General features: G+C 70.2%; 16 protein-coding genes and 2 tRNA genes. 3 read left to right on the top strand and 15 right to left on the bottom strand.

Annotated elements, in window-relative coordinates; genetic code table 11:
- Nucleotides 1-33: 33 nt before the first annotated feature.
- The 12 genes from VGK78_RS04305 to VGK78_RS04250 form a co-directional block, all read right to left on the bottom strand.
- Complete coding sequence (locus VGK78_RS04305) at nucleotides 34-600, bottom strand: adenine phosphoribosyltransferase (RefSeq protein ID WP_331526153.1); 567 nt, start codon at nucleotides 598-600, stop codon at nucleotides 34-36.
- On the bottom strand, nucleotides 597-1844 hold the full coding sequence (gene secF / locus VGK78_RS04300; RefSeq protein WP_331526152.1) for a protein translocase subunit SecF: 1248 nt from the start codon (nucleotides 1842-1844) through the stop codon (nucleotides 597-599). The genes VGK78_RS04305 and secF overlap by 4 nt, the downstream gene beginning before the upstream one ends.
- Entirely contained in the window at nucleotides 1844-3565 is a 1722-nt protein-coding gene (secD, locus tag VGK78_RS04295; RefSeq protein ID WP_331526151.1) for a protein translocase subunit SecD, read from the bottom strand. The genes secF and secD overlap by 1 nt, the downstream gene beginning before the upstream one ends.
- A gap of 4 nt (nucleotides 3566-3569) precedes the next feature.
- The gene (gene yajC, locus VGK78_RS04290) at nucleotides 3570-3902 is read right to left on the bottom strand and encodes a preprotein translocase subunit YajC (RefSeq protein WP_331526149.1); all 333 of its coding nucleotides are present in this window, start codon (nucleotides 3900-3902) and stop codon (nucleotides 3570-3572) included.
- Nucleotides 3903-4026: 124 nt separating this feature from the next.
- A complete protein-coding gene (ruvB, locus tag VGK78_RS04285) occupies nucleotides 4027-5103 on the bottom strand; it encodes a Holliday junction branch migration DNA helicase RuvB (protein WP_331526148.1) in 1077 nt (358 codons plus the stop codon).
- Nucleotide 5104: 1 nt separating this feature from the next.
- Entirely contained in the window at nucleotides 5105-5701 is a 597-nt protein-coding gene (gene ruvA, locus VGK78_RS04280) for a Holliday junction branch migration protein RuvA (protein ID WP_331526147.1), read from the bottom strand.
- A complete protein-coding gene (gene ruvC / locus VGK78_RS04275) occupies nucleotides 5698-6237 on the bottom strand; it encodes a crossover junction endodeoxyribonuclease RuvC (protein ID WP_331526254.1) in 540 nt (179 codons plus the stop codon). Before ruvC ends, ruvA begins: the two co-directional genes overlap by 4 nt.
- A gap of 287 nt (nucleotides 6238-6524) precedes the next feature.
- On the bottom strand, nucleotides 6525-7289 hold the full coding sequence (locus VGK78_RS04270; protein WP_331526145.1) for a YebC/PmpR family DNA-binding transcriptional regulator: 765 nt from the start codon (nucleotides 7287-7289) through the stop codon (nucleotides 6525-6527).
- Between the two features lie 11 nt (nucleotides 7290-7300).
- Complete coding sequence (pdxT, locus tag VGK78_RS04265) at nucleotides 7301-7897, bottom strand: pyridoxal 5'-phosphate synthase glutaminase subunit PdxT (RefSeq protein WP_331526144.1); 597 nt, start codon at nucleotides 7895-7897, stop codon at nucleotides 7301-7303.
- 28 nt (nucleotides 7898-7925) lie between these two features.
- Nucleotides 7926-8837 carry a pyridoxal 5'-phosphate synthase lyase subunit PdxS gene (gene pdxS, locus VGK78_RS04260; protein ID WP_331526253.1) on the bottom strand — a complete coding sequence of 304 codons (912 nt, stop codon included), beginning with the start codon at nucleotides 8835-8837 and terminating at the stop codon, nucleotides 7926-7928.
- Between the two features lie 42 nt (nucleotides 8838-8879).
- Entirely contained in the window at nucleotides 8880-9521 is a 642-nt protein-coding gene (pgsA, locus tag VGK78_RS04255; protein ID WP_331526143.1) for a phosphatidylinositol phosphate synthase, read from the bottom strand.
- A 28-nt stretch (nucleotides 9522-9549) separates the two neighbouring features.
- Nucleotides 9550-10089 (bottom strand): HIT domain-containing protein, encoded by a 540-nt coding sequence (locus VGK78_RS04250; protein ID WP_331526142.1) that lies wholly within the window; start codon nucleotides 10087-10089, stop codon nucleotides 9550-9552.
- A gap of 61 nt (nucleotides 10090-10150) precedes the next feature.
- On the opposite strand from VGK78_RS04250, the gene VGK78_RS04245 reads away from it, so the two are divergent.
- Nucleotides 10151-10642, top strand: a complete 492-nt coding sequence (locus VGK78_RS04245) for a GNAT family N-acetyltransferase (protein WP_331526141.1) — start codon at nucleotides 10151-10153, stop codon at nucleotides 10640-10642.
- 5 nt (nucleotides 10643-10647) lie between these two features.
- Here VGK78_RS04245 and thrS read toward each other — a convergent pair whose 3' ends face one another.
- Entirely contained in the window at nucleotides 10648-12636 is a 1989-nt protein-coding gene (thrS, locus tag VGK78_RS04240; RefSeq protein ID WP_331526140.1) for a threonine--tRNA ligase, read from the bottom strand.
- 111 nt (nucleotides 12637-12747) lie between these two features.
- Here thrS and VGK78_RS04235 point away from each other — a divergent pair, with 111 nt between their 5' ends.
- The gene (locus VGK78_RS04235; protein ID WP_331526139.1) at nucleotides 12748-14727 is read left to right on the top strand and encodes a DUF4012 domain-containing protein; all 1980 of its coding nucleotides are present in this window, start codon (nucleotides 12748-12750) and stop codon (nucleotides 14725-14727) included.
- A gap of 18 nt (nucleotides 14728-14745) precedes the next feature.
- Here the strand turns inward: VGK78_RS04235 and VGK78_RS04230 are convergent.
- Nucleotides 14746-14817, bottom strand: a tRNA-Val gene (locus tag VGK78_RS04230).
- A 56-nt stretch (nucleotides 14818-14873) separates the two neighbouring features.
- Nucleotides 14874-15695 (bottom strand): aminotransferase class IV, encoded by an 822-nt coding sequence (locus VGK78_RS04225; RefSeq protein WP_331526138.1) that lies wholly within the window; start codon nucleotides 15693-15695, stop codon nucleotides 14874-14876.
- A gap of 111 nt (nucleotides 15696-15806) precedes the next feature.
- On the opposite strand from VGK78_RS04225, the gene VGK78_RS04220 reads away from it, so the two are divergent.
- Nucleotides 15807-15879 (top strand) — tRNA-Gly (locus VGK78_RS04220).
- Nucleotides 15880-15943: the final 64 nt, after the last annotated feature.

Below are 15943 nucleotides of genomic sequence, written 5' to 3'. Positions count from 1 at the left end.
GTCTAGGAGAGGACGGAACGATCCAAACGGCAGTCAGACCGTCATCAGGGACGTGAGCGGCAGGTCGCCGATCGCCTCCCGACCCGGCAGGAAGCTCAAATCCATCAGCACCGCCACCCCCTGAGCGACGGCACCACTGTGTTCGACGAGCCGCCTGGTGGCGGCGACCGTCCCGCCCGTCGCCAGCACGTCGTCGACGAGGAGCACCCGATGACCGGGCTCCAGCCCGTCCCGGTGCATCTCGAGCGTCGCCTTCCCGTACTCCAGCGCGTAGGACTCGGCGTACGTCGCGCGCGGCAGCTTGCCGGCCTTCCGCACCGGCACCAGCCCGGCGCCCAGGGCGAGCGCGACCGGGGCCGCCAGGATGAACCCTCGCGCCTCGATGCCGACGACGTGGTCGACCACGCTCCGCCCGGACTCGTCGCGCCCCGCCTCCGCCAACGCCTCGACGACGAGCCCGAAGGCGTCGGGATCGGCGAGCACCGGCGTGATGTCCTTGAACACCACGCCCGCCTCGGGGAAGTCCGGAACGTCGACGACCAGTCGGCGCAGGGCCTCGGCCGCGCGCTCGGACGTGGTGGCCGCGGCCGGCTGGGTCACTTCTTGCCCCGTTTGGACTTCGAACGCCGGGTCGGCTGTGAGCGGCCGCTGGCCGAGCTGGGTCGCACCGGCCCGCGCGACGGTGGCACGACTCGTCCGCGTCCGCTGGGCTCGGTGTTGGGCTGCGGACGGTTGCCACCGCTCCGCGCCGCCGCCGTCTGCTCCTCGCGGGCGGTCCGCAGCCGGGCCTCGTCGGGGTCGTCGGCGATCGGCATGTCCTCGGTGTACGCCGGCACCGACGCGTAGCGGTCGACCTCGTGCCGGCGACGGGCCTTGAGCCGCTTCTCCAGCTCCTGGACGTCGGGCTCGAGCGACTTCAGGTGGGCCAGCAGCGGGGTCGCGATGAAGATCGACGAGTAGGCGCCGGCGGCCATGCCGACGAACAGGGCGAGCGCCAGGTCCTTCAGGCTGCCCGAGCCGAGCTGCACCGCACCGACGTACAGGATCGCGGCGACCGGGATCAGGGCGACGATCGAGGTGTTGATCGACCGGACCAGGGTCTGGTTGACGGCCAGGTTCGCCGCCTCGGCGTACGTCTGGTGGCTCGCCCGGAGGTTCTTGGTGTTCTCGCGGACCTTGTCGAAGACCACGACGGTGTCGTAGAGCGAGAAGCCGAGGATCGTCAGCACACCGGTGACCGTCGCCGGTGTCACCTCGAACCCGGACAGGGCATAGATACCCACCGTGATCACGAGGTCGTGCGCCAGCGCCACCATGGCGGCCACCGACATCTTCCATTGTCGGAAGTAGCCCCAGATCATCAGCACGACCAGCACCAGGAAGACGACCAGACCGGTCGCCGAGCGTTTGGCGACCTCCTTGCCCCAGCTGGGCCCGATCTCGTCGGTGGAGATGGCGGCCTTGTTGACGTCGACCGACTTCTCGATCGCGGCGGCGACCTGGTTGGACTCCGTCGGCGTGAGCGGCTCTGTCTCGACGATGATGTTGTTCTTGCCTGCGGTCGTCACCACGACCTGCTGGGTCGACGGGATGCCGGTGCCGGCCACGTCGTCGCGCAGCTTGTCGGCGTTGTCCTGGGTCGCCTGTCCCGTCGGCATGGTGACGGTGAACTGCGCGCCGCCGCGGAACTCCAAGCCGAAGTTGAGACCCTTGAAGTAGAGCCCGAGCACCGCCGCGACGATGATCAGACCGGAGATCGCGTACCAGATGCGGGTCCGGCCGACGAAGTTGATCGACCTGCGGCCGGTGTAGAGGTCGTTTCCGAGCCTGCTGAACTTGCCCATCAGGCCCTCCCTCCTGCCGGGAGCCGATCGAGGCCGAGGTTCTCCGCGTCGAGACCGGAGAGCTTGTGGCCCTTGTTGAAGAAGGCGAACCGGGCCAGCCACGACACCATCGGCTTGGTGAACCAGAAGAACACCGCGAGGTCGATGATCGTCGAGAGACCGAGAGCGAAGGCGAAGCCCTTCACCACACCGGCGGCGAAGATGTAGAGGACGACTGCGGCCAGGATCGACACCGCGTCCGCGGCCACACAGGTCGCCCGGGCGCGGATCCAGCCGGCCTCGACCGCAACCCTCATCGACTTCCCGGATCTCATCTCGTCGCGGATGCGTTCGAAGAACACGATGAACGAGTCGGCGGTGATGCCGACGGCCACGATCAGGCCGGCGATCCCGGGCAGGGTGAGGGTGAACCCGGCGCTCTTGGCCAACAGCAGCACCATCGCGTACGTCGTGCCCCCGGCCACGAGGAGCGAGGCGATCACGACGAGGCCGAGGCCGCGGTAGTAGAAGAGGCAGTAGATCATCACCAGCGCCAGACCGGCGATGCCCGCGGTGATGCCCGCCGACAGCTGGTCACCGGCCAGCGAGGGGCCGATCACCTCGACCGTGGTCTTGTTCTTGTCGAAGGAGATCGGCAGGGCGCCGTACTTCAGGCTGGTGGCCAGGCTCTTCGCCTCGGACTCGCTGAAGTTGCCGGTGATCTGGGAGGTGCCGTCGGAGATCACGGACTCGAAGTAGGGGGCCGAGATCACCTGGCCGTCGAGCACGATCGCGAACGTCTTCGACTGGTCGCCCGCCATTGCCTGCGACAGCCGCCGCTGGATGTCGGCGCCGTGGCTCTTCAGCTGGATGCCGACCGTCCACTGCACCTGGCCCTGGGTCGTGCCGGGTGCGTTGGCGGAGGCCGAGGAGATCTCGGTGCCCTCGATCTGTGCGGGCGAGAGCAGGTACTTCTGACCCTGCGCGTCGCACGTCACGATCGGGATGTTCGGGAGGTCGACGACCGGCGTCTTCGACGGGCACGTGTAGGCGTTGTAGACGGCCACCGACTGCGGGTCGGGGTTGGTCATCCAGGTGAGCGCGTCCGCGAACGCCTTCTTGTTCGCCTCGGTGTAGTGCACCTTCGAGGTCGAGAGGGGTGCCCCTCCGGGGGTGGCCGTCGGCGACGAGCTCGGCTTGGCCTTCTTCTTGGTGTCCTTCTGGGTGCCCAGCAGCGCGGGTCCGCGGTTCTTGCCGGTCGAGTCGGCCTTCGGCGTGCTGGACTTTCCGGACGTGGTGGGCGCGCTGGAGGGCGGCAGGGTCACCCCGGAGCCGGGCGACTGTGACGGCGAGGCCGACGGCAGAGGCGCCTGCTGTCCCGTCTGAGGAACCTGTGCGACCAGCCGGAACCGCAGCCGGGCCTGGCGGAGCACGGTCTGCACCAGGCTGTTGCCGGTGGGTCCTGGCACCTGGACGACGATCTCGTTGCTGCCCTGGGTGGTCACCTCGGCCTCGGAGACGCCCGAGCCGTTGACGCGCTCGTTGATGATGTCCGCGGCCTGGTTGAGGTTGTCCTTGCTGACGCTCCCGTTGGCGATCAGGGTGATCTGGGTGCCGCCCTCGAGGTCGAGCCCGAGCGCCGGCTTCCAGGTGCCGACCAGGGCCACCAGGCCGTAGGCGACGGCCAGCCCGATGAAGAACACCGCGACGGTGCGTCCCGGGCGAGAGCTGCTGCGTGCCATCTGGTTACTTCTCCTCCGGCTCGTCGGCAGGGTCGCCCGCGAGCTCCGTGTCGAGCTGGGTGTCGTCGTCCCGAGCCGCGGGCGTCGTCACCTGGCCGACCGCCGCGCGGACCACGCGAAGGTTCACGCCGTCGGACACCTCGAGCTGCACCGTCTTCTCGTCCAACGACCGGAGGACGCCGATGATCCCCGAGGTCAACATCACTTCGTCTCCCACCGAGAGCTCACGCTGCATCTGTCCCAGGGCTCGCTGGCGCCGCTGCTGCGGGCGGATCATCGCGAACCAGAACAGCAACGCGAGCGCCAGCAGGATCAGGAACGGCGCCACGTCTTCCACGACTTCCTAGCTCAGGGGGTACGAGATGAGGCCGGCGCGACGGAGGTGGGTCCGGCCGACCGAGGGTGAAGTGTAACCGGGGATGTGGGCCGGGCCACGAATCCACCCCCAGCAGCCGACGGCGTCAGGACTCGAAGAGCGTCGGTTCTCCCGGCTGGTCGGGTGGCATCGGGGGTGGGGTGAGCCCGAGGTGCTCCCACGCGGCGCGGGTGGCGACCCGGCCGCGCGGCGTACGGGCCAGGAAGCCGTTGCGGACCAGGAACGGCTCGGCGACCTCCTCCACGGTCTCGCGCTCCTCCCCCACGGCCACCGCGAGCGTCGAGATGCCGACCGGGCCGCCGCCGAAGCGCCGGCAGAGCGAGTCGAGCACCGCCCGGTCGAGCCGGTCGAGACCGAGGGGATCGACCTCGTACAGGTCGAGCGCGCGGTGGGCCACCTCCCGGGTCACCACGCCGTCGGCCCTGACCTGGGCGTAGTCGCGGACGCGTCTCAGCAGGCGGTTGGCGATGCGGGGAGTGCCCCGCGAGCGCGAGGCGATCTCGGCCGTGCCTGCGGCATCGGCCCGGACCCCCAGCAGGCCCGCCGAGCGGCGGATGATCGTGTCGAGCTCGTCGGGCTCGTAGAACTCGAGCTGAGCGGTGAAGCCGAACCGGTCGCGCAGCGGCCCGGGCAGCAGACCGGCCCGCGTGGTCGCGCCGACCAGGGTGAACGGCGGGATGTCCAGCGGGATGGCGGTCGCGCCGGGTCCCTTGCCGATCACGACGTCGACGCGGAAGTCCTCCATCGCGAGGTACAGCATCTCCTCCGCGGGCCGCGACATCCGGTGGAGCTCGTCGACGAAGAGGACGTCGCCGTCGTTGAGCCCGGACAGGATCGCGGCCAGGTCACCGGCGTGGGTGATCGCGGGCCCGCTGGTCAGCCGGAGCGGGGTCGACATCTCGGTCGCGATGATCATGGCCAGCGTTGTCTTGCCGAGCCCGGGAGGACCCGACAGCAGCACGTGGTCGGGGGCGCGGCCGCGTCGCCGCGCGGCCTCGAGCACCAGGCCGAGCTGGTCGCGCACGCGCTGCTGCCCGATCACCTCGTCGAGGGTGCGTGGCCGGAGCGCCGCCTCGACCGCGCGCTCGTCCCCCTCGGCCTCGGCCGTGGTCAGGGAGGCGAGATAGGCCTCCTCGTGCGCCTCGAGCTCGTCTCGGGCCATCTCACGCCCTGCTCAGCGTGCGGAGGGCGGCGCGCAGGAGTGCGGCCACGTCGGGCTCGTCGCCGGCCTGGTCGGAAACGGCCTCGATCGCCTTGTCGGCGTCCTTGGCGGACCAGCCGAGCCCGACCAGCCCCTGCTGCACCTGGTCGCGCCAGGGCTCGACGAGCAGAGGTACGCCGCCGCCCGAGGCCGCGACGGGAACGCCGATCCGGTCCTTGAGCTCGAGGATGATCCGCTGGGCGCCCTTCTGGCCGATGCCCGGCACCGTGGTCAGGGTGCGGACGTCGTCACCCGCGACCGCGCGGCGTACGGCGTCCGGCGAGAGGACGGCCAGCATCGCCTGGGCGAGCTTGGGGCCGACGCCGCTGGCCGTCTGGACCAGCTCGAAGACCTGCTTCTCGTCCTCGTCCGCGAAGCCGAAGAGGGTCAGGGAGTCCTCGCGGACGACCATCGAGGTGGGCAGGGTCGCCTGGTGCCCGGTGCGCAGTGTGGCCAGGGTGTTGGGCGTGCACATCAGCTCGAGGCCGACCCCGCCGACCTCGACGACCGCGCTGGTCAGGGTCACCGCGGCGACCTCCCCGCGCACGAACGCGATCATCCCCATGCCTTCCGTGGATCGGGCCTGCCGAGACTGCCGGCCGCGGCGAGCGCGGCGTCGATGCGGGCCTGCGCTCCGCCACGCCAGATGTGGGTGATCGCCAGCGCCAGTGCGTCGGCGGCGTCGGCCGGCTTGGGTGGCGCGTCCAGGCGCAGGATGCGGGTGACCATGGCGCCGACCTGCGCCTTGGCGGCGCGTCCGCTCCCGGAGACGGCGGCCTTCACCTCCGACGGCGTGTGCAGGGCGATCGGCAGCCCCCGGCGGGCGGCCGCGACCATCGCGATGCCGCTGGCCTGGGCGGTGCCCATCACCGTGCTGGAGTCGGACCGGGCGAAGACGCGCTCGATCGCCACGGCGTCCGGCCGGTGCTCGTCGAGCCAGGCCTCGATGCCACGCTCGATGTGCATCAGCCGCCGCGAGACGTGCTCGTCGGCGGACGTGCGCAGGACGTTGACGTCGACCAGCCGCAGCGGCCTCCCGACCTCGCCCTCGACGACACCCATGCCGCACCGGGTGAGCCCGGGGTCGATCCCCAGCACGCGCATGCCGTGGCCTCTCCCATTCGCCCGAACACCTGTTCGCACGCCACGCTAACGGGCGCCGACGACGGTACGGCGTACGACACGCAAGCGGGCAGCCGTTCTCGAGGAACGAGAGAACGGCGTCGGCGAGCGCAGATTGCCCTTCGAGACGCCTCGTCCCTCGGCTCCTCAGGAACCGCGAGCCCACAGCTGAGCTTGCGAAGCCGTGACGGGCGAGTCGAGATCCGTGCCCGTGCCTGAGGCGCCGACCCTGGTCTCGACCAGCTCGACCAACGAAGGCCTCAAGCGTCGAGGGCGGCCATGACCTCGTCGGGGACGTCGACGTTGGTGAAGACGTTCTGGACGTCGTCGAGATCCTCCAGCGCGTCGACCAGGCGGAAGACCTTGCCCGCGGCGTCGGCGTCGACGGGGATGTCCATGCTCGCCACGAACTGAACCTCGGCGGAGTCGTAGTCGATCGACGACTCCTGCAGGGCACTGCGCACCGCGACCACGTCGGTCGCCTCGGAAACCACCTCGAACGAGTCGTCGAGGTCGTTGACGTCCTCGAGCCCGGCGTCGAGCGCCGCCTCGAGCACGTCGTCCTCGCTGACCGCGCGCGCCTCCTGGGTCTTCGGCACGATCACGACGCCCTTGCGGTTGAACAGCCGCGAGACGGAGCCGGGGTCGGCCATCGTCCCGCCGTTGCGGGTGACGGCCGTGCGGACCTCCATGGCGGCACGGTTGCGGTTGTCGGTGAGGCACTCGACGAGGAAGGCCACGCCCTGGGGTCCGTAGACCTCGTACATGATCGTGGAGTACTCGGCGCCGCCGGCCTCGGCGCCCGAGCCGCGCTTCACCGCGCGGTCGATGTTGTCGTTGGGGACCGACGACTTCTTCGCCTTCTGGATCGCGTCGTAGAGCGTGGGGTTGCCGGCGGGGTCTCCCCCGCCCATCTTCGCGGCCACCTCGATGTTCTTGATCAGCTTGGCGAACATCTTGCCCCGGCGCGCGTCGATGACGGCCTTCTTGTGCTTGGTGGTGGCCCATTTCGAGTGGCCGGACATGCTTCCTCTTCTCAGCTCTCGTCGATCAGGTCCAGGAACAGGCGGTGCACGCGGTCATCACCGCCGACCTCGGGGTGGAAGGACGTCGCCATCAACGACCCCTGCCGGACCGCGACGATCCTACCGGCGGCCTCACCCTCCTCGACCGTGGCGAGCGCCTCGACGCCCGGTCCCGCCTGCTCGACCCAGGGCGCCCGGATGAAGACGGCGTGCACCGGGGCGTCCAGCCCGGTGAAGTCCAGGTCGCCCTCGAACGAGTCGACCTGCCGTCCGAAGGCGTTGCGTCGGACCGTGATGTCCAGCCCGCCGAGCGTCTCCTGGTCGGCGGTGCCGTCCTCGACCCGGTCGGCCAGCATGATCATCCCCGCGCAGGTGCCGAGGACCGGCATGCCCTCCTTGATGCGGTGTCGGATCGGCTCGAACAGGTCGAAGGTGCGGGCCAGCTTGGACATGGTCGTCGACTCACCGCCGGGGATCACCAGCCCGTCGCAGCGGTCGAGCTCCGACTCCCGGCGTACGCCGATGGTCTCGACCCCCAGCCCGTCCAGCACGCGCAGGTGCTCACGGACGTCCCCCTGCAGCGCGAACACGCCGATGGTGCGGTTCATGGCGTGCTCATTCGTGTGACGGCCCGGCTCACCAGCCGCGCTCGGCCAGCCGGTGCGGCTGCGGGATGTCGTCGACGTTGATGCCCACCATGGCCTCGCCGAGCCCGCGGCTGACCTTGGCGACCACGTCGGGGTCGTCGTAGAACGTCGTGGCCTTGACGATCGCCTCCGCGCGCTGGCCCGGGTTGCCGGACTTGAAGATGCCGGAGCCGACGAAGACGCCCTCGGCCCCGAGCTGCATCATCATCGCGGCGTCGGCCGGGGTGGCGATGCCCCCGGCGGTGAACAGCACGACCGGCAGCTTGCCGGCGGCGGCGACCTCGCGGACCAGGTCGTACGGCGCCTGCAGCTCCTTCGCGGCGACGTACAGCTCGTCCTCGCTGAGGCCGTGGAGGCGGCGCAGCTCGGCGCCGATCGTGCGCATGTGGGTGACCGCGTTGGAGACGTCGCCGGTGCCCGCCTCGCCCTTGGACCGGATCATCGCCGCGCCCTCGGTGATGCGCCGGAGGGCCTCGCCGAGGTTCGTGGCGCCGCACACGAAGGGCACGGTGAACTGCCACTTGTCGATGTGGTGGGCGTAGTCGGCCGGGGTCAGCACCTCGGACTCGTCGATGTAGTCGACCCCGAGGCTCTGCAGCACCTGAGCCTCGGCGAAGTGACCGATGCGGGCCTTGGCCATCACCGGGATCGAGACGGTCTCGATGATGCCGTCGATCATGTCCGGGTCGCTCATCCGCGACACCCCGCCCTGGGCCCGGATGTCGGCCGGCACGCGCTCGAGCGCCATCACGGCCACGGCCCCGGCGTCCTCGGCGATCTTGGCCTGCTCCGGGGTGACGACGTCCATGATCACGCCGCCCTTGAGCATCTCGGCCATGCCGCGCTTCACGCGGGTCGTGCCGATGCCGTTCCGCTCGTCGGTGGAGCCTGTCGAGACCATCTCAGTCATGCCTCCATGGTAGGGCTGACCGGCCGTTCATCCCTACTCGGCGGGAGGGGTGAGACCCAGCGCCTGACGGCGTACGACGAGGATCCGCTGCACCACCGTGACCGTGCTCGCCACGGCCAGCACGCCGAGCGTGATCGGGATCAGCCACATCACCCCGTCGGGCACGCCGAGCAGTCGCAGCAGGTCGGCCAGGCCGGTCATCACCAGGATCGACACCAGCCGGTCGGACCGCTCGGCGATGCCGACCTTCGCCTGCATGCCGAGCGACTCGGCCCGGGCCCGGGCGTACGACGTGACCGATCCCATGGTCAGGCAGTAGATCGCGAGCGCGGCCCGCCACTCGCTGTCGCCGGGGCCGATGTAGTAGACCGCGAGGCCGCCGAAGATCGCGGCGTCGCCGATCCGGTCGAGCGTGGAGTCGAGGAACGCCCCGAACGACGAGATCTGGCCGCTGGTGCGGGCCATGTAGCCGTCGATCATGTCGCTGAACACGAACGCCGTGATGATCAGGACGCCGGCCAGCAGCCAGCCCTGCGGGAAGCAGACCAGCGCGCCGGCGCAGACACCCAAGGTGCCGACCAGGGTCACGGCGTTCGGGCTGACCCCCATCCGCAGGAGGAGGTCGCCGAGCGGCGCCCAGAGGTCGGTCCAGAACTGGCGGAAGCGTTCGAGCATGGCGGCAGCAGGGTAGCGAGTCGCCCGGTCACTCGACCCAGGCGTCGGCGAGCAGGCGTCTGGTCTCCAGGAGCAGCTCGGGCAGGGTCTTGGTCTTCCCGATGACCGGTAGGAAGTTGGTGTCGCCGACCCACCGGGGTACGACGTGCTGGTGCAGGTGGGCCGCGATGCCGGCACCGCCGGCCGCTCCCTGGTTGATCCCGACGTTGAACCCCTCCGCCCGCGACACCGCCCGGAGCGTCGTCAGGGCGGCCTTGGTCATCGTCGCGATCTCGGCCGCCTCCTGCTCGGTGGTGTCGGTGTAGTCCGCGACGTGCCGGTAGGGGCAGATCATCAGGTGGCCGGCGGCGTAGGGGTACAGGTTCAGCACGGCGTACGCCGTCTCCCCCCGGCGGACGACGAGATACCGCTCGTCCTCGCGGGACGTCGAGATCCGGCAGAACGGGCACTCCCCCGCTGAGGCATCCGTCGGCTTGCTCTCCCCGCGGATGTAGGCCATCCGGTAGGGCGTCCACAACCGCTCCAGCCCGTCGGCCTCGCCGATCCCATCCTGGTGAGCGGTCTCCATGGCGCCACTGTAGGGAGGCGGCCGAGGGCTACGACGAGTACCCGGCTCTACGCTCGAGCGCGTGGCCGACCCGATCCTGCGCCCCGCGACCACCGACGACGTGGAGTCGATCGCCGACCTCTTCCACCGCGGCTGGCACGACGCCCACCCGGGGAAGGTGCCCGACGGCCTGACCGAGCGGCGGACACGCGAGGCGTTCGGCGACCGCGTCGCCCGGCGCGTCGCAGAGACGAACGAGACGACCGTGGCTGAGGTCGACGGGGCGGTCGCGGGCTTCATCATGATCGACGGCGACGAGGTCGAGCAGGTGTACGTCGATCGCGCGTTCCGCGGCTCGGGCGTCGCCGCCGTCCTGCTCACCGCGGCCGAGCGGCAGGTCGCGGCCGGTGGCCACCGCCTCGCCTGGCTCGCGGTCGTGGTGGGCAACGACCGGGCGCAGGCGTTCTACCGCCGGCAGGGCTGGGTCGACGAGGGCGACCTGCCCTACCCGGTGACCGCGCTCGGCGAGACCTTCATCTCCCCGTGCCGGCGGTTCACCAAACGCGTGGGCTGACCGACTCAGACCTGCTCGCGGGAGGCGACGGCGGCCGCGACCCGCTCGATGGCCTCGTCGATCGGTACGCCGTTGTCCTGGCGGCCGTCCCGGTAGCGGAACGACACGGCGGCGGCCTCCATGTCCTGGTCGCCGGCGATCACCATGAACGGCACCTTCTGCAGCTGGGCGTTGCGGATCTTCTTCTGCATCCGGTCGTCCGAGTCGTCGATCTCGACCCGCAGCCCGCGCGCAGTCATCCGCTTCGCGACGTCCTCGAGGTAGGCCACGTGCCGCTCCGCGATCGGGATGCCCTGCACCTGCACCGGCGAGAGCCACGGCGGGAACGCGCCGGCATAGTGCTCGACCAGCACGCCGATGAACCGCTCGATCGACCCGAACTTGGCCGAGTGGATCATCACCGGCCGCTGGTGGCTGCCGTCGGCGGCGACGTACTCCAGCCCGAACCCGGCCGGCTGACCGAAGTCGTACTGCACGGTCGACAGCTGCCAGGTGCGGCCGATCGCGTCCTTGGCCTGGATCGAGATCTTCGGTCCGTAGAAGGCCGCGCCGCCCGGATCCGGGACCAGCTCGAGGCCGGACTCCTCGCCGACCCGCTGCAGCACCGCCGTCGCGTCGGCCCAGTCCTCGTCGGACCCCTGGAACTTCTCCTTGTTCCTGTCGTCGCGCGTGGACAGCTCGAGGAAGAAGTCGTCGAGACCGAAGTCGCGGAACAGGCCCAGGCAGAACTCGAGCAGCTTCTTGGCCTCGTCGCCGGCCTGCTCGCGGGTCACGTAGGAGTGGGAGTCGTCCTGGGTCAGCCCACGCACCCGGGTCAGCCCGCCGACGACCCCGGACTTCTCGTAGCGGTAGACGTTGCCGAACTCGAAGAACCGCAGGGGCAGCTCCCGGTAGGACCGGCCGCGGGACTGGTAGATCAGGTTGTGCATCGGGCAGCTCATCGCCTTGAGCTGGTACCTCGCGCCCTCGAGCTCCATCGGCGGGTACATCGTGTCCGCGTAGTAGGGCAGGTGCCCCGAGGTGTGGAAGAGCCCCTCCTTGCTGATGCTCGGCGAGCTGACGTAGGAGAAGCCCTCCTCGATGTGTCGCTGCCGGACGTAGTCCTCCATCACCCGGCGGATCACGCCACCCTTGGGGTGGAAGACCACCAGGCCCGGGCCGAGCTCCTCGGGGAAGGAGTAGAGGTCGAGCTCGCGCCCGATCTTGCGGTGGTCGCGCTTCTCGGCCTCCTCCAGCCGGTGGAGGTACGCCGCGAGCGCGTCCTTGCTCTCCCAGGCCGTGCCGTAGATGCGCTGGAGCTGCTTGTTCTTCTCGTCTCCACGCCAGTACGCCGCGGCCGTGCGCATCAGCTTGAAGGCCGGGATGCGCTTGGTGGTCGGCAGGTGCGGTCCGCGGCAGAGATCCTTCCAGGCCGGCTCGCCGTCGCGCCGGAGGTTGTCGTAGATGGTCAGCTCGCCGGCGCCGACCTCGACGTTCGCGCCCTCGGCCGCGTCGTCGCCGTGGCCCGCGCCCTTCAGGCCGATCAGCTCGACCTTGTAGGGCTCGTCCTCGAGCTCCACGAGCGCGTCGGCGTCCGCCACCGGGCGGCGGGAGAACCGCTGGCCCTCCTTGATGATCTTGCGCATGGCGGTCTCGATCTTGTCGAGATCGTCGGGGTGGAACGGGGTCTCGACGTCGAAGTCGTAGTAGAAGCCGTTCTCGACCGGAGGGCCGATGCCGAGCCTCGCCTCGGGCCACAGCTGCTGCACGGCCTGCGCCATCACGTGGGCCGTCGAGTGCCGCAGGATGTCGCGTCCGTCCGGGCTGTCGATCGCGACCGGCTCGACCTCGTCGCCCTCTCGCAGCTCGTAGGCGAGGTCGCGCAGCACTCCCCCGACCCGCGCCGCGATCACGGCCGCGTCGTCGGCGTACAGCTCCCAGGCCTTGGTGCCCGTCGTGACCGTCCGCTCCTCACGCGCATCGGCGTGGGTGAGGACGATGGTCAGGTCGGACACGACTGCTCCTGTGCGGTACGGCGCTGGGACCTGTCGATCGTATCCAGGGTGCCGCCCCACCTTCGCGCCCATTACCCGCCGTGATCAGGCAGCACGCTGTTTACTCGTCCCGTGACCACCGACGAGTCCACCTCCGCCGCGCCCTCCGAGGACAGCGGCAGCGGCCGCCACCCCGGCATGGTGCGGGTGAAGGTACGTCGCCGCAGGCGACGCCGGCGTCGGCTGATCGTGGTCGGCGTCCTGCTCGTCGTGGTGCTGGTGCTGGTCGCGCTGGCCCTGATGGCCCGGACGCTGGTCTCCGCCAAGCACGAGGCGCAGGCCGCGCAGCAGGACCTGACCTCGGCCAAGGCCGCGCTCTCCGCCGACCACTTCGGCCAGGCCCGCGCGTACGTCAAGGAGGCGCGCGCCCACGTCGACCAGGCCCGGAGCGACTCCGGCGGGCTGAGCGGCGACGTCTGGTCGGTGATCCCGGTCGCGGGTGGCGCCGTGGACGACGAGCGCTACCTGGTCGACGCCCTCGACCAGACGACCTCGGTCGCAGAGCTCGGTGTCCAGATCTACCCGATCGTGTCCGGCCGCTCGGCCGAGCTGATGCACGGTCAGCGCATCGACCTGAAGCTGCTCCAGGACGTGGCGGACCGGACCAGCGCCATCGGCCCGCACATCGACCAGGCACTCGCCGACCTCGACCAGGTCAAGGGGAGCACCCCGATCGTCGGCACGTCGGTGAAGAACGCCAAGGCCACCGCGCTGAGCTACCTGGCGCCCTTGCAGGAGACCTATCGCGACAACGCACCGATCATCAGCTCGCTGCCGGCGCTGGTCGGGGCGGACGGCCCCCGCACCTACCTCCTCGCGATGCTGAACCCGGCCGAACAGCGCTACTCCGGCGGCGGCGCCCTGTCGTTCACGACCTTGCGGTTCCGCGACGGGGTCGCGTCGTTCGGCGCGAGCGTGAACGTCGACGACATCCTCGCGCGCGGAGACCAGCAGGTCTGGGCCCCGGTCGTGGGCAACACCTTCCATCGGCAACCCGCGCTGCGGGTGACATCCGCGACGTTCTCCCCGTGGTGGTCGGTCTCCGGCGAGGAGCTGATCCGTGGCTACCAGAAGGCCTTCCCGGGGACCCGGTACGACGGGGTCATCGGCATCGACCTCCAGGGCCTGGCCAGCCTGTTCCGGATCACCGGGCCGATCGACCTCCCGTCGTTCGGACAGATCACCGCCGACAACCTGGTGCAGACGCTCGGTGGCAGCTACGGCAACTTCGACTCGGTCGAGCAGCGCCACCGGCTGAACGACGAGCTGGTCCCGGCGTTCCGCCAGAAGCTCTTCGAGGGCGGGAAGATGTCGGAGAAGGTGAAGTCGCTCGCGGCGAGCGCGAAGGGCCGCCACTTCGTCACCTACTTCCGCGGCCCCCTGATCCGGCACCGTTTCGCGCGGGTGGGGCTGTCCGGTGACCTGAGCCCGACCTTCTACGACTACATCGGCGTCTTCAGCCAGAACCTCAACGGCAGCAAGACCGACTACTGGCAGCACCGCACCGTCGACTCCACCGTGCACCTCAAGGACGACGGCAGCGCCAGGGTGCACCTGCACATCACCGTCCGCAACGAGGCCCCGCCGTACACACTGCCTGTGCCGGACCCGAAGGCCGGGTACACGACCCGGTACCTGCTGACCCGGATCGGCGTCTTCATGCCCCGGAACGCGACGTTCGGTGACGCCGAGGTGAACGGGAAGACGTACGGCGCGAAGCTGCACCTGCCCACCGTCACCGGCGTCCGGAACCGGAAGTACGTCGAGGGCACGATGATGCTCAACTCCGGCCAGAGCAGCACGATGGACGTGACCTACGCGGTGAAGAACGCCGCCGAGGTCGTCAGCCCGTCGAGCCTGATCTACCACCTCGACGTCGACCCGCAGGACCTGGTCGTCCCCGAGAACCTCCGCGTCCACGTGGTCTGGCCGACCGGCTTCCACGCCGGCGGCGACCTGCCGGACGGTTGGAAGGCCACCGCCACCGGCGCGACGTACACCGGCGTCGTCGCGGACAAGGCGTCCTGGGCGATCCCGCTGGCGAAGGGCTGAGCGGCCGGTAATTTCGGGTGGGCGATACTGGGTTCGAACCAGTGACCTCTTCGGTGTGAACGAAGCGCGCTACCACTGCGCCAATCGCCCGTGCGGACGCCGACTGTAGCGCAGGATGGCGGGGCCCTCGAAACTCGCGTGGCCGGTCAGGCGAGCAGCTCGGCCTCGCGCTCGTGCCACACCTTGCGGACCTCGGTCGTGACCGGGCCGGGGGCGCCGAGCTCGCGGTCGTTCCAGCGGTGGATCCCCTGTACGTCGCGCGTCGTCGAGGCCAGGAAGGCCTCCCTGGCTCGCTCGGTGAGCACCTCGATCGGCTCGTCGAACTCCGTGGCGCCGTACCAGTCGAGGACCAGCTTGCGGGTGATCCCGGCCAGGCAGCCACTGGCCAGGCTGGGGGTGCGCAGCTCGCCGTCGACCACGTAGAAGACGTTGGTGCCAGTACCCTCGCACAGGTTGCCCTGGAGGTTGCCGAAGATCGCCTCGCTCGCACCGTGGCTCCGGGCCAGGGCGAGGGCGCGGACGTTCTCGCCGTACGACGTGGTCTTGAGGCCGGCGAGTGCCCCGCGCTCGTTGCGGGGCCATGGCACGGTGACGACCGCAGCGGTGTCCGGCCAAGGGTCCATCGGGCCCGCCACGACCACCAGCGAGGAGGGGCCGTCGCCCCGGTCGGAGCCGAGCGGTGCGAGGCCGCCGGTCCAGGTGATCCGGACCCGGCCGAGGGTCAGCGGCTCGCCCTCCAGGACCGCCGCGATGGCGCGGCGTACCTCGTCGTGATCAGGGTCCTGGAGCCCGAGGCCGCGTGCCGAACGGGTCATCCGCTCCAGGTGGGGCTCGAGTGCGAAGACCCGCCCGTCGACCACTTTGACGACCTCGAAGACCCCGTCGCCGACCGTCACGCCGTGGTCCCGCGCGGCCACCGCAGGGGCGTCCGGATCGGTCAGGAGCTCGCCGTTGACCCAGGTGCGCATGCCTCGAAACTACCGGCGAAGGGCTCGGTGCGCCCGAATTGGAGGTGCCCAGGGCATCGGCTAAGGTTCTCTTCGCGTCTCCCGGGACGGGCATCTGGCCGGGGGTTGCAAGCGGACGTAGCTCAGTTGGTAGAGCGCAACCTTGCCAAGGTTGAGGTCGCGAGTTCGAGCCTCGTCGTCCGCTCGGAGCGGGTCTCGAGCCCATCCAGCGGTGGGTTGGCCGAGAGGCGAGGCAACGGACTGCAAAT

Source organism: Nocardioides sp. (genome assembly GCF_036503465.1).
GTDB lineage: Bacteria > Actinomycetota > Actinomycetes > Propionibacteriales > Nocardioidaceae > Nocardioides.
Note: the sequence above shows the minus strand (reverse complement) of the source record. Positions and strands in the feature narration are given on the sequence as shown.